At 49.4% G+C, this 16,243-nt stretch carries 14 protein-coding genes; all 14 read left to right on the top strand.

What is annotated here, in order from left to right; all coding sequences use genetic code 11:
- The first annotated feature begins 59 nt into the window (after positions 1-59).
- The 14 genes from B2U10_RS05935 to B2U10_RS05870 all read left to right on the top strand — a co-directional run bounded on the left by B2U10_RS05935 (position 60) and on the right by B2U10_RS05870 (position 16,129).
- Entirely contained in the window at positions 60-842 is a 783-nt protein-coding gene (locus B2U10_RS05935; RefSeq protein WP_023467698.1) for a DUF3388 domain-containing protein, read from the top strand.
- A 27-nt stretch (positions 843-869) separates the two neighbouring features.
- Complete coding sequence (locus B2U10_RS05930) at positions 870-1,769, top strand: helix-turn-helix domain-containing protein (RefSeq protein WP_035409716.1); 900 nt, start codon at positions 870-872, stop codon at positions 1,767-1,769.
- 64 nt (positions 1,770-1,833) lie between these two features.
- Positions 1,834-2,412, top strand: coding sequence for a CDP-diacylglycerol--glycerol-3-phosphate 3-phosphatidyltransferase (gene pgsA, locus B2U10_RS05925; protein WP_035408854.1), 579 nt, complete (start codon positions 1,834-1,836; stop codon positions 2,410-2,412).
- 71 nt (positions 2,413-2,483) lie between these two features.
- Positions 2,484-3,716, top strand: coding sequence for a competence/damage-inducible protein A (locus B2U10_RS05920; RefSeq protein WP_056060439.1), 1,233 nt, complete (start codon positions 2,484-2,486; stop codon positions 3,714-3,716).
- Positions 3,717-3,827: 111 nt separating this feature from the next.
- Positions 3,828-4,871, top strand: a complete 1,044-nt coding sequence (gene recA, locus B2U10_RS05915) for a recombinase RecA (RefSeq protein WP_023467702.1) — start codon at positions 3,828-3,830, stop codon at positions 4,869-4,871.
- 193 nt (positions 4,872-5,064) lie between these two features.
- A complete protein-coding gene (rny, locus tag B2U10_RS05910; protein WP_023467703.1) occupies positions 5,065-6,627 on the top strand; it encodes a ribonuclease Y in 1,563 nt (520 codons plus the stop codon).
- A 49-nt stretch (positions 6,628-6,676) separates the two neighbouring features.
- Positions 6,677-7,471, top strand: a complete 795-nt coding sequence (locus B2U10_RS05905; protein WP_035408850.1) for a TIGR00282 family metallophosphoesterase — start codon at positions 6,677-6,679, stop codon at positions 7,469-7,471.
- Between the two features lie 29 nt (positions 7,472-7,500).
- The gene (locus B2U10_RS05900) at positions 7,501-7,761 is read left to right on the top strand and encodes a stage V sporulation protein S (protein ID WP_023467705.1); all 261 of its coding nucleotides are present in this window, start codon (positions 7,501-7,503) and stop codon (positions 7,759-7,761) included.
- Positions 7,762-7,952: 191 nt separating this feature from the next.
- Positions 7,953-9,701 carry a 2-oxoacid:acceptor oxidoreductase subunit alpha gene (locus tag B2U10_RS05895; RefSeq protein WP_056060443.1) on the top strand — a complete coding sequence of 583 codons (1,749 nt, stop codon included), beginning with the start codon at positions 7,953-7,955 and terminating at the stop codon, positions 9,699-9,701.
- Positions 9,688-10,554 carry a 2-oxoacid:ferredoxin oxidoreductase subunit beta gene (locus B2U10_RS05890; protein ID WP_023467707.1) on the top strand — a complete coding sequence of 289 codons (867 nt, stop codon included), beginning with the start codon at positions 9,688-9,690 and terminating at the stop codon, positions 10,552-10,554. Before B2U10_RS05895 ends, B2U10_RS05890 begins: the two co-directional genes overlap by 14 nt.
- Positions 10,555-10,652: 98 nt before the next feature.
- Entirely contained in the window at positions 10,653-11,741 is a 1,089-nt protein-coding gene (gene tdh / locus B2U10_RS05885) for an L-threonine 3-dehydrogenase (RefSeq protein WP_290786308.1), read from the top strand.
- Positions 11,741-12,916 carry a glycine C-acetyltransferase gene (locus B2U10_RS05880; protein WP_035408845.1) on the top strand — a complete coding sequence of 392 codons (1,176 nt, stop codon included), beginning with the start codon at positions 11,741-11,743 and terminating at the stop codon, positions 12,914-12,916. Before tdh ends, B2U10_RS05880 begins: the two co-directional genes overlap by 1 nt.
- 145 nt (positions 12,917-13,061) lie before the next feature.
- Positions 13,062-14,678: an alpha/beta hydrolase gene (locus B2U10_RS05875; RefSeq protein WP_414655313.1), complete on the top strand. Its 1,617-nt coding sequence runs from the start codon at positions 13,062-13,064 to the stop codon at positions 14,676-14,678.
- On the top strand, positions 14,675-16,129 hold the full coding sequence (locus tag B2U10_RS05870; protein WP_290786301.1) for a phytoene desaturase family protein: 1,455 nt from the start codon (positions 14,675-14,677) through the stop codon (positions 16,127-16,129). The genes B2U10_RS05875 and B2U10_RS05870 overlap by 4 nt, the downstream gene beginning before the upstream one ends.
- Positions 16,130-16,243 lie beyond the last annotated feature (114 nt).

The raw sequence follows: 16,243 nt of genomic DNA, 5'->3' as shown, positions 1-16,243 counted from the left end.
TTCAAAAAATCATTTAACATGAGGAATGGATAATCGTATCAATAGAGGAGGATGGGCGCGTGAGTGAGTTCGAGCAATGGTATCTCGAATATGAATTAAAGGTCAACCGTCCCGGTATACTCGGGGACATTGCTTCGTTGATGGGAATGTTACATATTTCGATCGTGACGATCAATGGTGTCGATCATCAACGACGCGGTATGTTGCTCCAAACGAAACAACCGGATCAAATTCCACGACTCGCTGCTATTCTCAAGACGATGTCAACCATAGAGGTCATCAAACTACGAAAACCAAAACTGCGTGATCGGATCGCGATTCGTCACGGTCGTTATATCGATCAAAGCAGTGATGAGCGAAAGACGTTCCGCTTCGTTCGGGAAGACTTAGGGATTCTCGTCGATTTCATGGCAGAACTATGCAAACAGGATGGGCACTTATTGATTGGTGTCCGCGGTATGCCACGAGTCGGAAAGACGGAATCGATCGTCGCTGCAAGCGTCAGTGCGAACAAGAAATGGTTGTTCCTTTCTTCGACGCTGATCAAACAGACGGTACGAACGTCGTTATTCGATGACGAACGGACTGGGGATTACGTCTACATCATCGATGCCTTGGTGTCACAACGGAATTTCGATGAACGGCACTGGCAGATTTTACGCGAAGTCATGCGACTACCGGCGACGAAAATCGTCGAACATCCGGATGCATTCGTCAAATCAAGTGAATATACGTGGGATGATTTTGATTACATCATTGAATTACGCAACACGACAGAAGAAATCATTGTGACTGAACTGCCTCGTTCCCATGGGGGAAATGATTGGTTCAACTTTGAATAAGTATGAAAAATGGAAGGTGTGTTACCGATGACCGAGCTCGGAACCTACTTAAAGGAACAACGAGAGGCGCTAGGCGTCTCTCTCGAACAAATTCAAACGACGACGAAGATTCAAAAGCGTTACATCGTCGCGATTGAAGAAGGCAACTATGATCAATTACCAGGTGCTTTTTACGCCCGGGCCTTCATCAAGACATATGCGGAAGCACTCGGTCTTGACGTCGACGAAGTCTTCACGACCTATAAGCGTGATCTTCCGGAACCGGAGGCACAACCGGTCGTCGAATTATCACGACGCGCGACGTATTCGAAATCAAGTGCACCGAAGAAAAGCGTTGCAAAGCGCTGGATTCCGAACATCATCATCATCGTGCTGATTTTTGCGATTGGTGCTGCTTTGTATTATGGACTTCAGATGTTCCTCGACGGTAACGAAGAGGCAAAAACGTCTGCACCGAAGCAAAACGATGTCACGATCGACCAAGGAGACGCACCGAGTAAAGAAACGGATGCGCCTGCGAAGACAGAAGAAAAGCCGAAGGAAGAACCGGCGAAACAAGAAGAAACAAAAGAAAAACCTAAAAAAGAAGCGCTTGCTGCGAAGTCGACATCTGGTCAAGATGTCACCTATGAAGTCGCAACGAAAGATACGATGAGTGTCTCGATTCAAATCAAGAAAGATGCCTCTCCATCACCATTCGTTGGTGTGCGTGATACATCCCTTGAAGGAGAAGCACTCGCGCCAGATCACATCAACGCGTCGGATCCGAATCCGATCGTCGTGAAGGACGCGAAGACGGACTTGATCCGGATCCGGATTGGTTCGATTAAAGGGATTGATAAAATCGTCGTCAATGACCAAGAACTGAAACTGAACCGTTCGCTTCTCGTCCAAAACATCTATCTGAAGAAAGTAGCCACGCCGTAAACCGGCGTGCCTTCTTTTAGATGGCATATTCATCTACATATGAAATGAAGGAGGAGGGCGTTACATGAACTTACCGAATCAATTGACAGTATTACGCGTTTTATTAATTCCCGTGTTCGTCATCGTACTTGCGATTGATCCGAACTGGGGACAGTGGGATGTACTAGGAGCTGAACTTCCCGTCTCACACTTCGTTGCAGCCATCATCTTCCTTGTTGCTTCACTGACGGATTGGCTCGATGGGTATATCGCCCGCAAACAAAATCTAGTAACGAACTTTGGAAAATTCATGGATCCACTTGCCGATAAGATGTTAGTCGCTGCTGCGCTCGTCTACCTTGTGGAACTTGACTTCGTTGCGGCATGGATCGTCGTCATCATTCTCTGCCGTGAGTTCGCTGTCACAGGTCTTCGTCTTGTCGCATCTGACGAAGGCATCGTTCTTGCTGCCGGAAACTCTGGGAAAGCAAAGACATGGGTCCAGTTGACATCGATTACAGCGTATTTATTGCACGATATCGTTTTTGCGATGTGGAATATTCCATTCGCAGACATCACGATGTGGCTTGCTCTTATCTTGACGATCTACTCAGGCGTCGAGTATTTCTCGAAAAACATCAAGTTAATTACGAAATCCATGTAAGTTGGATCAATTTAGACTGTTCGTCATACCGAACAGTCTTTTCTTATACTTCAAGAAGGTGAGGAATCAACATGAAAGCAGAAATCATCGCAGTCGGAAGTGAGCTTCTCCTTGGAGAAATCGCCAACACGAATGCACAGTACCTTTCCGAATGGCTAGCCAGTGCAGGAATTGACGTTCATTATCATACAGTCGTCGGTGACAACCGCGAGCGGATGCAGGAAACGTTCCGTCAGGCGCAACAGCGGGCGGATCTCCTTGTCATCACAGGGGGGCTTGGACCGACCGAGGATGACTTGACAAAAGAGGTGCTCGCTGACCTGCTTGGGCGCGATCTCGTTCTCGATCAAGCAGCGTACGAAAGAATCGAAGGATTCTTGAAGACACGTCAACGGGAGATGACGAACAATGAACGGAAACAAGCATTAGTCATCGCTGGCGCGACGGTTTTACGCAATGATGCGGGTCTTGCTCCCGGTATGTCGGTGCAGACGGAGCACCACCAATATATCGTTTTACCCGGTGTGCCACGTGAGATGAAGCAAATCCTCAAAGATCACTTCAGTCATTTGTTCGGTCAAGAGACAATCCGTTCCCGAACACTACGTTTCTTCGGAATCGGAGAATCGGCTCTAAACGATCGCCTGGAAACGTTAATCAAAGAAGCAACCAATCCATCGGTCGCCCCTTATGCGGAACTCGCTGAAGTACGGTTGCGTCTGACTGCTAAAGCACTCGATCAACAGGAAGCCGACCGTATGCTCGATGAACTGGAACAACACGTACTGGCTGAAGTGGGCATGTACTTTTATGGATATGGCGAGACAAGCCTGCCGGAAGTCGTACTGAAACGGTATCAAGAAGCAGGATTGACACTGTCACTCGCCGAATCACTGACGGGAGGAGCTGTCGCAAGTGGACTCGTTGATGTCAGCGGTGCGAGTCAAGTGTTGCGTGGGAGCGCCGTCGTGTATGATGATGCAGCGAAGCAAGGCGTATTATCGGTACCGGAAGTTTTGTTACGAGAGCATACTGCTGTCAGTAAAGAAGTCGCAATCGCGATGGCTGAAGGGGTACGCGAACTGTATCAATCCGATATCGCCGTCGCTTTGACAGGGGAAGCAGGTCCGACAAGCAACAGCGGAAAAGTGGTCGGAACCGTCTATTGTGCTGTTGCGGACGCACATGGAACACGCATTGTCGAATGGCAATATCCATCGTTCGACCGGGGAATGATTCGACTGCGCGCCGTCAAGGATACCTATTTCCTTCTACTGAAACATCTCGAAAAAGCATCCGAGTGAGAAAATTGGTCAAAGTGCAAGTATGCGAATAAATGTTCGTAAAATGCTTGTCATTCGGTCTCAAAAGAAGTACAATAATCTCAGTAAGATAATTAAAAGGAGGCCTGCTACGTGAGTGATCGTAAAGCAGCACTTGAGATGGCGTTACGCCAGATAGAGAAACAGTTCGGTAAAGGTTCCATCATGAAACTCGGAGAAAATGCGGATCAGAAGGTATCAGTGATCTCTTCTGGATCGATTACATTAGATATTGCCCTAGGTGCAGGTGGATACCCACGTGGACGGGTCATCGAAGTATACGGACCTGAATCGTCAGGTAAAACGACGGTAGCGCTTCATGCAATCGCAGAAGTTCAAAAACAAGGTGGACAAGCTGCATTCATCGATGCAGAGCACGCGCTTGATCCAGCATACGCAAATAAACTCGGTGTTAACATCGATGAGCTCCTCTTGTCACAACCGGATACTGGGGAACAGGCACTTGAAATCGCGGAAGCACTCGTTCGTTCTGGTGCGGTCGATATTCTTGTCGTCGACTCTGTTGCGGCACTCGTACCAAAAGCAGAGATTGAAGGCGAGATGGGTGACTCACACGTCGGTCTTCAAGCGCGTTTGATGAGCCAAGCGCTTCGTAAGTTGTCTGGTGCAACGAATAAATCGAAAACGATCGTCATCTTCATCAACCAAATCCGTGAAAAAATCGGTGTTATGTTTGGTAACCCGGAAACGACTCCAGGTGGTCGAGCACTCAAATTCTACTCGTCTGTTCGTTTAGAAGTGCGTCGTGCGGAAGCGTTGAAAAACGGTACGGACGTCGTCGGTAACAAAACGAAGATCAAGGTCGTCAAAAACAAAATTGCTCCTCCGTTTAAACAAGCAGAAGTTGATATCATGTACGGTCTCGGTATTTCGAAGGTCGGTGAGTTGATCGACATCGGAACGGATCTGGATATCGTTCAAAAGAGTGGTGCATGGTATTCGTACAACTCAGAGCGTCTTGGTCAAGGGCGTGAGAACGCGAAGCAATACATGGTCGAGCATCCGGAAGTCGCAGCAGAGGTCGAACGTTTGATTCGTGAACATCACGGTCTCGTCGATCGCGAAGAGCCGGTTGATTTCGAAGCAGAACAACCAGAAGATCTATTTGCTGAATAAACCGTTTCAGAGAGGATTCGCATACGAATCCTCTCTTTTTTAGTGTAAAAGAGGAAAACAGTGGAATTCTTTCCCGTCCGTTCGTTGACAATGAACGAGTGCTATCCTTACAATATAGATGTACGTTTTTTAGACAGCTTCGATGAAATACCGAAATGAACTAAGAAACACCTTGCAAAGGGGAGGTGAACCCATGAGTACACTGACTTGGATTGTCATACTTCTCCTCACTTTGCTGATCGCATTCATCGTAGGCTACTTCTTGCGGAAATCGATTGCAGAAGCGAAAATTCAAGGCGCAGAAACGGAAGCGAATAAAATCGTTGAACGTGCGCGTGAATCGGCTGAGGCAACGAAAAAAGAAGCCGTACTCGAAGCGAAAGATGAAGCATTCAAACTTCGTAACGAAGTGGAAAAAGAATTGCGTGAACGTCGCCAAGAGCTAGCGAAACAAGAAGCCCGGTTGCTCCAGAAAGAAGAGACACTCGATCGCCGTGTTGACGCTATCGACCGTAAGGAAGATCAAATCAATACACGTGATGCAGAGATCGCGAAACGGAAGCATCAAGCTGAAGAACTAGAGCGCAAAGTAGAGGACCTGTATGAACAGGGACGTCAAGAGCTTGTCCGCGTCGCGAATTTATCGCAAGACGAGGCAAGAACAATCATCATGGATGAGACGAAACAGGCTGCTTTACACGACGCAGCCATTCTTCAAAAAGAAATCGAACAAAAAGCAAAAGAAGAAGCCGACAAGAAAGCACGTAACATCTTGTCACTTGCGATTCAACGGTTCGCCGCTGAACATATCGCAGAGACGACTGTATCGGTCGTCAACTTGCCGAACGATGAGATGAAAGGTCGCATCATCGGACGGGAAGGCCGCAACATCCGTACGCTCGAGACCTTGACTGGGATCGACTTGATCATCGATGATACGCCGGAAGCCGTCATTTTGTCTGGTTTTGACCCAATTCGTCGCGAAGTCGCTAAAATGGCGCTCGAGAAATTGGTTCAGGATGGTCGGATTCACCCGGCTCGTATTGAAGAGATGGTCGACAAATCCCGTCGTGAAGTCGACGAGCGGATTCGAGAAATCGGGGAAGAAGCGACGTATGATGTCGGAATCCACGGCATTCATCCGGACCTTGTCAAAATTCTCGGTCGCTTGAAGTACCGTACGAGTTACGGACAGAACGTCCTGTATCACTCACTTGAGGTTGCCCACCTTGCAGGTATGATGGCAGCTGAACTTGGAGAAGATGTCACGCTTGCGAAGCGTGCAGGTCTTCTGCATGATATCGGGAAGGCGATCGACCACGAAGTCGAAGGCAGTCACGTTGAGATTGGTGTCGAGCTCGGTACGAAGTACAAAGAGCATCCAACCGTCATCAACGCAATTGCATCACACCACGGAGATACGGAAGCGACATCTGTCATTTCTGTCTTGGTTGCAGCTGCGGATGCATTATCTGCTGCTCGTCCAGGTGCACGTCAAGAGACACTCGAAAGTTATATCCGCCGTCTCGAACGCCTCGAGGAAATCTCGGAATCGTTCGACGGTGTCGAAAAATCATTTGCGATCCAAGCGGGTCGTGAAGTCCGCATCATCGTTCGACCTGACGTCGTCGATGATGTACTGGCTCACAAGATGGCGAGTGACATCCGGAAAAAAATCGAAGAAGAACTCGATTATCCGGGACACATCAAAGTCACGGTCATTCGGGAAACACGAGCAGTCGAATACGCGAAATAAGTGGAGTGGCGGGCGACCGCCACTTTTTTTAATGAACGGAGGAACAGCAATGAAGATTTTATTCGTCGGAGACGTCGTCGGTGCACCCGGTCGACATATCCTGCAACAATTTACAGCACGCTTGAAAGCGAAATACAATCCGAACGTCATGCTTGTCAACGGTGAAAATGCAGCACACGGACGCGGCATCACGAAGTCGATTTATCATCAATTCCTCGAACTCGGATTCCACGGCATCACGATGGGGAACCATACGTTTGATAACCGTGACATCTTTGACTGGATTGACGACGCGGACCGGATCATCCGTCCTGCGAACTATCCGGAAGGCACACCAGGTCGTGGGATGATGATCGTTAAGGCAGGCAATAAAAAGATTGCCGTCATCAACGTCCAAGGAACGGTCTTCTTACCACCTCTCGGTGACCCGTTCCGTACCGTTGATGAACTGATTGCGGAAGTCGAAGGAAAAGTCGATGCGATTTTCGTTGATGTCCATGCGGAAGCAACGAGTGAAAAAATCGCGATGGGTTATCACCTCGATGGTCGTGTACAAGCTGTCGTTGGCACACATACGCACGTCCAGACAGCAGATGAGCGTGTTCTTGACGGAGGAACGGCTTATATCACGGATGTCGGGATGACAGGTCCGTTGAACGGTGTGCTCGGGATGCGTCAGGAAGATGTCCTACGAAAATTTAAGACACAGCTCCCAACGCGGTTTGAAGTTGCCGAAGGACGGGAACAACTTAATGGAGTCTTGATTCATATCGATGACACAACAAAAAAAGCAACGAAGATTGAACGGATTCATCTGACGGATCAGTCAGTATTCTTCGACTGATTGCCATTTCTGGATGGGGAGGTACACGCATGGACGTCCTGAAAGTATCAGCTAAGTCGAATCCAAACGCGGTAGCAGGTGCACTCGCGGGTGTCATTCGAGAGAGAGGTTCCGTCGAGATTCAGGCCATTGGTGCGGGAGCGCTCAATCAATCTGTCAAAGCCGTCGCCATCGCACGCGGATTCGTGGCGCCTTCTGGCATCGATTTGATTTGTATCCCAGCCTTCACAGACATTTTAATTGATGGAGAAGAAAGAACCGCCATCAAACTCATCATCGAACCACGATGATGAATTGGACATAGGTCCTATATTTACAAGTAGACCATTTACTCGACTGGAGTAGATGGTCTTTTTGCTGCGTCTTCGAATTTTTCTCACCTTTCCACCGAGGGAGCATTGTACTACTTCCGGTAAATCGGTATCATGAGGGAGGATAGAGAGAACTATCATTTCAGGGGACAGAGAAGGAGCGAACGTCGATGTATAATCAGTTATCATGGAAAGTTGGCGGTCAGCAGGGAGAAGGGATCGAATCAACAGGCGAAATCTTTGCGATTGCCTTGAATCGACTCGGCTATTACCTGTATGGCTACCGTCACTTTTCGTCACGTATCAAGGGAGGACACACGAATAATAAGATTCGTGTCGCGACACAGGAAGTCCGGACGATTTCCGATGATCTCGATATTTTGGTCGCATTCGATCAAGAGACGATCGACGTCAACTTCCATGAATTGCGTCAAGGTGCCATCATCATCGCGGATGCGAAATTCAATCCGACGAATCCGGACGAAGCACGCGCCTCATTGTATGCGATTCCATTTACGGAGATCGCAGCTGATCTCGGTACGGCATTGATGAAGAACATGGTCGCGATTGGTGCATCGAGTGCGATTCTCGGCATTGCACCAGAGCGTTTCCAAGCCGTCGTCGAACAGATTTTCGGACGAAAAGGTCCAGATATGGTCGAGAAGAACTTAGCAGCAATTCGTGAAGGAGCAGCAGCGTTTGAAGCTCTTGCAGGAGAGGGCGAACGGTTCGTCTTGGAACCGGCTGACGGAAAACAACGGATGTTCATGATCGGAAACGATGCAATTGCTCTTGGCGCGATTGCCGGTGGAGCGCGTCTGATGGCAGCTTACCCGATCACACCATCATCTGAGATCATGGAATACTTAATCAAGAAATTACCGCAGTTCGGTGGAACGGTCGTCCAGACGGAAGACGAACTGGCAGCGGTCACGATGGCAATTGGTGCCAACTATGCAGGTGTCCGTGCTTTGACGGCGTCTGCTGGTCCAGGATTGTCACTAATGGCGGAAGCGATCGGATTATCCGGGATGACGGAAACACCGCTCGTCATCGTCGATACACAACGGGGTGGTCCGTCAACAGGTCTACCAACGAAACAGGAACAATCTGACTTGATGGCGATGATCTATAGTACACATGGTGAAATTCCAAAGGTCGTTTTGGCACCATCAACGGTCGAGGAAGCGTTCTACGATGCAGCAGAAGCATTTAACATCGCAGAAGAGTACCAATGTCCTGTCATTCTATTGACGGATTTGATGCTATCGCTCGGAAAACAATCGGTTGAGCCACCAGATATGTCACGCGTTGAGATCCGTCGCGGGAAGTTGATTCAGGAAGACTTACCGGAACTTGAAGGGAAAGCGTACTTCAAACGCTACGAAGTGACGGAAGATGGAATCAGCCCACGTGTCATTCCAGGCGTCAAGCACGGGATTCATCACGTGACGGGTGTTGAGCACAATGAGGAAGGGCGTCCGTCGGAAGCGACGAAGAACCGGGTCGATCAAATGACGAAACGACTTCGCAAGCTGAATACGTTCCGCTTACAGGATGCCGTTCTTGTAACGGAGCATCATGCAGAACCGGATATCTTATTCGTTGGTTTCAACTCGACACGTGGAACGATTGAAGAGATCATGCCACGACTCGAAACACAAGGGATCAAGGTCGATCACTTGCATATCCGTCAAGTCCATCCGTTCCCAAGTGAACTTGTCACGCCGCACTTAGAGCGGGCAAAACGAGTCATCGTCGTCGAGTACAATGCAACAGGACAACTGGCGAAGCTGATCCAGATGAACTGTGGACATGCATCGAAGATCGAGCATATCCTGAAATTCAATGGCGACCCGTTCTACCCGGCAGAGGTCGTCGAGCAGGTCGTAGGAGGGGTATATCATGGCAACCTTTAAAGATTTTAGAAATGATGTCAAACCAAACTGGTGTCCGGGGTGTGGAGACTTCTCGATTCAAGCAGCTATTCAGCGTGCTGTCGCAAACGTCGGTCTCGAACCAGAAGAGTTGGCATTGATTTCCGGGATTGGCTGTTCTGGTCGGATTTCCGGTTATATCAATACGTATGGCTTCCACGGCGTTCATGGACGATCTTTACCGATCGCCCAAGGTGTCAAGATGGCGAACCGCGAATTAACGGTCATCGCGTCTGGTGGCGACGGTGATGGATTCGCGATCGGCATGGGACATACGATTCATGCGTTCAAACGGAATGTCGACATGACGTACATCGTCATGGACAATCAGATTTACGGCTTGACGAAGGGACAGACGTCACCTACTTCTGCACCGGGATTTAAGACGAAGTCAACTCCAAAAGGATCGATCGAAAAGAGTGTTTCACCGGTTGAACTTGCTTTGACGGCTGGCGCGACATTCGTTGCCCAGAGCTTCTCGAATGATTTAAAAGGGTTGACGCAATTGATCGAGCAAGCGACGGCGCATAAAGGATTTGCGTTCATTAACGTCTTCAGTCCATGCGTCACATTCAACAAGGTCAATACGTACGATTGGTTCAAGCAGAACTTGACGAAGCTGTCCGATATCGAAGGATACGACCCGTCGAACTTGGATCTTGCAAAACAGACCGTTCATGCACACGATGGTCTCGTCATGGGATTGATCTATCAGGATGAAACACGTCCTGATTACCAGTCACAAATCGATGGGTACCAAGAATCCGGTCTCGCATATGCGGATCTTGAGCTAAACGAAGAAACATTCGGTAAACTAGCGGCAGAATTCATGTAAGATAGAGGAAAGATGTGTTTGGTTTTTGGGGATGCTAAACATTTGGAAGTTCGCCACATATAAATAAACGTGAGCTTCCGCGAAGGAGTCGGGGAAAGATGACGAAATTAGTAACAGCGGTAGAAGAGACGACAACGACGAAAACGATGCGTGCACTTGTCAAAGAAGAGCGCGGATTCGGTGCGGCACTGAAAGAAGTACCCGTACCCGTACCGGAGCGTGGAGAAGTCTTGATTCGAGTCGAGGCAACATCAATTTGTGGGACGGACGTGCATATCTATGAGTGGGATGCGTGGGCAGCGTCACGTGTCAATCCGCCGTATGTCTTCGGTCACGAGTTCTCGGGCGAAGTCGTCGAGCTCGGGGAGGGTACGAAACGCTTGAAACTTGGTGACCGTGTCTCGGCTGAGACGCATATCGTCTGTCATCAATGTAAACAGTGTCTTCGTGGGCAATATCATATCTGTAAGAACACGAAGATCATCGGTGTCGATACACAAGGCTGTTTTGCGGAATACGTCGTCATGCCGGAAGAAAACCTCTGGGTCAACCCGGAAGATATGCCAGCGGGAATCGCTTCGATTCAAGAGCCGATGGGAAATGCTGTCCATACCGTTCTTGCGAGTGATGTCAGCGCTAAAACGGTCGCAATCGTCGGTTGTGGTCCAATTGGTTTGATGGCAGTCTCAGTCGCTAAAGCAGCCGGTGCGGCGGAAGTCGTCGCAATCGACGTCAATCCGTATCGTCTTGAACTCGCACGGACGATGGGGGCAGATGTCGTCATCGATTCACGTCATGACGATGTCTTGGAGCGGATCGAGCGTATGACCGACGGCGACGGAATCGACGTTGTCTGTGAGATGAGTGGACATCCGGCTGCGATTCGTCAAGCATTCGAAATGGTGACAGCAGGTGGAGACGTCAACATCCTCAGTCTGCCGGTCAAACCGGTCGAAATCGATTTGACGAACCACGTTGTCTTCAAAGGCGTCCGGGTTCAAGGCATCACCGGTCGGAAGATGTATGAGACATGGAGTCAGGTTTCTGCTTTCTTATCAAGTGGAAAAGTTGATGTCCGACCGTTGATTACACACACGTTGCCGCTTGAGCGGTTCGAAGAAGGATTTGAATTGATGCGTCAAGGGAAATGCGGGAAAGTCGTATTACAACCAAGGGGGACGAATTAATGGGATTTGAACACTTACGGACAGAATTAGAAGAGATGAAACAGGCGGGCACGTTCCGCAACCTTGTAGCACTCGAGAGCGCGCAACACAATCGCGTGACGATTGACGGGAAGGAACTGATCCAACTGTCGTCGAACAACTACCTCGGACTCGCAGCACATCCGCGTCTTGCTGAACAAGCAGCGGAAGCAGCGCGGACGTTTGGTGCCGGAACAGGATCGGTTCGAACGATTGCTGGAACGCTCGAGATGCACCAAGCGTTTGAGCGGGAACTCGCGACATTCAAGCATACGGAAGCGGCACTTGTTTTCCAGTCGGGATTCGCAACGAATCTCGGTGTCTTATCAGCGTTACTCGGTCCTGAAGACGTTGTTATCTCAGATGAGTTGAACCACGCTTCGATCATCGATGGGATCCGTCTGACAAAAGCGAAACGCCGGATCTATAAACACGTTGACTTAGCGGATCTTGAAGCAGCATTACAAGAAACACAAGACGCACGGACGCGCCTCGTCGTCACGGACGGTGTCTTCTCGATGGATGGGAACATTGCACCACTTCCAGAAATCGTTGAATTAGCCGAGCGTTATGACGCGCTCGTCATGGTCGATGATGCGCACGCTTCAGGTGTTCTTGGGAAAGCAGGACGCGGTACGGTCAATCACTTCGGTCTTGACGGTCGTGTTGCCTTGCAAGTCGGTACACTCTCAAAAGCAATCGGAGTCCTCGGTGGATACGTTGCGTGTGAACAACACGTCAAAGATTACTTGATCCATAAAGGGCGTCCGTTCTTATTCTCGACATCACATCCACCAGCAGTCGTTGAAGCAAACCGGGAAGCACTTCGTGTCATGGAAGAAGAAACGGTCCTCTTTGATCGTCTGTGGGAAAACACGGAATTCTTCAAACAAGGATTACGGGATCTTGGATTCGATATCGGGACGTCTACGACACCGATCACACCGGTCATCGTCGGTGATGAGGCGCGTTGTCACGAATTATCCGATCGCCTCCGTCAAGAAGGTGTTTTTGCTCAAGGAATCGCCTTCCCGACCGTTGCAAAAGGAAAAGCACGTGTTCGGACGATCGTAACGGCGGAACATACACGCGAAGACTTGACGACAGCGCTTGCAGCGTTCGAAAAAGTCGGTCGTGAATTAAACTTGATCGGTTGATATCGATCACGGACGAACCAGGTCCGCATACTTTCAGGCAGCGGATCAGCGATCCGCTGCCTGAAGTGCGTCATGACGAAAGAATCAAAGTCGACCGTTTTTACTTTTGCGAGATAGGGAATAATAGATAAGGAAAGGATGTGACCTGATGAGTATGAAGAAGAAAGGGATACTGCTCTCATTTTTGATGCTGACACTACTCCTTGGGGGGTGTATTCGCATCCAGTACGATGCAACGATCCATACCGATCAGAGCGTCACCTTAAAAACGACATATGCCGCAAAGGAACATCCAGTGGCGCGTTTACTGAATCTAAATCCGAATTGGAAAGGTTATGTCAAACAGGCAGAAAAGAATGGCTATGCGGCAAAGACGTTCAAGACGAAGGATGACTACGAAGGCATCCGGATGCAGAAGACATTTGCGAACTTCAAGGACATGACGTCGATCAAAGACGAATGGAAGACGGGCATCGGTGGGATTCTCATTCCACCTGATACGAAGTTCGACATGAAAAAATCAGACGGATTTTGGTTTGATACGTATCGACTTGATACGAACATCGATCTAAGTATCGATCGCCTGAACATCAAAGGGTATCAACCGACGGGTCAAGTCAAGAAACTTGCTGATCGTTATATTCGCCAAGCCGATATCGAGATCAAGCTCCACGGTCCGAAAGTGATTGGTCTCCAAAACGGAGAAAAGATCGACTGGTCGAATTACCATGATGTGTCATGGAAATTATACGGAACGAAAGCAAACCAACTACAGTTGATTGCCTATGTACCAAATCCGACAGGCTGGATCATCACCGGTGTTGTATTATTGATCGGTGTTGGCTTATTGCTTTATTGGATCTTTCACCGTGTCCGTCGTTTGCGTCGGCAACAGTTTAAGACAATCAGTATTTCGCTCCTTGTCTGTTTGATTGTCGGAGGAGGGGCATGGTGGCTATTCGCGGAAGATACATCGAGTGCTCCACCGCCAACGCGTCAGATCGTTACGCAAGGAAAGAGTGAAATCGTACCGACGTTCCTCGTCCATGGATTGTTCGGTACAGAGCGGACGTTCGTCCCAATGATTCAGAACTTCACGAAAAAAAAAGTTGCCGATGATGGCGGTCGATGTGACGTGACTCGTTCTGGGAAAGCGACTTGTAGCGTCACACCCTCGCCAACCGGCTACCCGCTTGTCCGAATCGTCTTTGCAGACGACGAGGCGAGCCTTGCCGATCAACAAAAGTGGTTGAATGCAGCGATTGCTGCGTATGATGCGAAACAAAAAGCGACCTTTGCCGATATCCAGCTCGTCGGGCACAGCATGGGTGGTGTGGATGTCGTCGCCTATACGGTCCAAGAAGAGATGCCGTATCACGTCCGAAAAGTTGTGACACTCGACTCACCAATCGCCGGCTCCGATTATGCAAAACTCGGGTTGACGCTCGCATCGCTTGGCACGAATACGAACAGTCCCGCCATTCGTGATCTCGCGAAGGGCTCACCAGCGATGAACAATTTAACTAAGCGGCTCGAGACGTGGCCGCGCGATGTACTCGTCTATTCGTTTGGTGCCAAAGGAGGCGATTTCAATCTGATTTCGTTAAAGAGTTCCTTTGCACTCGAGAACTACACGGATAATATCCAGACAAAATCGTATAAATATGATCACTTCACGATTCATCGCCGGGAGCCGGTCTTCCGCGAAATCCGCAATTTCCTGTTTAAAGAAAATCGGGTCACGGAGGAGGAATCATCATGAAACACGTCGTCATCGTCGGCGGAGGAATTGCAGGTTTAACGGCTGCGGCTCTGATTGCACAAGAAGGACATACTGTTACCGTCCTTGAAGGAAGCCGTGAATGGGGGGGATCAGCCGGGAAGTTCACGCGCCGGGACCTGACGTATCCGGTAGGGGCGACACTCGGAATGGGGTTTGAGCCCGGTGGTATTCACGCCCGTGTTCTTGATCATCTTGGAGTAACACATCAGGTCGAGTCGCTCGATGTCGTCATGACGATTCGCATCGCAGGACGGACGATTCATTATTATCAGGATCGTGTTGCGTTTCTAACCGAATTGACGTCACATTTTCCGGAGCAGGCATCGTCGATTCAGGCTTTCTTTGCTGAAATCGAGCAGATTCACGAGATGATTCGTCCGCTAATGGCAGAACTTCCAGCATTACCACTTCAAGATCCAGCAGACGTCCGGCGGTTAGTCCGTCACGCGAAAAGTGTTGTTCTCTTGCCGTATTTTCCGCTGACGATTGGTCATTTGTTACGAAAACATCGACTAGCGGATACGTTATTCGCACAAGTGATCGATGGGATTTTGCTCGACAGCATGCAGACAGGGCAGGAGGCCTCAGCTTTACTAGGAGCCGTCGCCTTATCGATTTATCATGAAGGTGCCTATTATGTTCCGGGAGGCTTGTACCGACTAGCAGAGCAATTGAAAGAGACAGCAGAGGAGAGCGGGGCAACCTGTCTCCTTGGGCGAAAAGTCACGTCGATTCGAAAGACAACAGATGGATTTTTGATTGAGGATCGCCGAGGACGCTTGATGCTTGCTGATGCTGTCATCTGTGCGGTTCCACTTGAAGGCATCCGGGAAGTCGTCAGCATGGATATGCGACGAACGTTACGACGAACGTACCGACGACAGGAAAAATTACAGCAATGGGCGACCTTTACGTATTATGCGGCGATTCCAGAGGCACTCATTTTGTCTGACGAAGCATTCCGGCAAGTTCATGATCCGTCCTTACCTTCAGGTCATGCCTTCATCTCGCTGTCCCGTCCGGATGATCGATTACGTGCACCAGTTGGTCAGCGGACGCTGACGATGTCATGCCATGTTCCGATTGGTACGTTTGATAAGACGAACCGGAAACGCTATGACGGACAAGTCGAGACGATGTCGGCGATCTTCGAAGCCATTCTCGAACAGCAGTTTCCTGGCTTCGCGCAACAGGCAATCGAACGCCATCCGGGTGGACCAGGTGCATGGGTCCGCTATACGTTCCGTCCGGATGGTGGGGTCGGTGGATATCCGCAACGTCCGAGTACGAGTCTCCTATTCGCGGCACCGTTTCGAACAGGTGTCGATCATTTCTTTGCAATCGGCGATACCATCTTTCCGGGTGCTGGAACGATCGGTGCGACGACGTCTGCAATCCATGCTGCCCGACAGTTTGGAGTCAGATTGTGAGAAATCGTCGTAAAATGATGAAAGAAGCGACGCATCTGTCGCTTTTTTCACATTTGAGGATTATGATGAGGAAGAGTCGGGAACATGATATCCATGAACAAAAAGAGAGAAGGA

It is taken from the genome of Exiguobacterium sp. UBA7533, from assembly GCF_002479335.1.
GTDB lineage: Bacteria > Bacillota > Bacilli > Exiguobacteriales > Exiguobacteriaceae > Exiguobacterium_A.
Note: the sequence above shows the minus strand (reverse complement) of the source record. Positions and strands in the feature narration are given on the sequence as shown.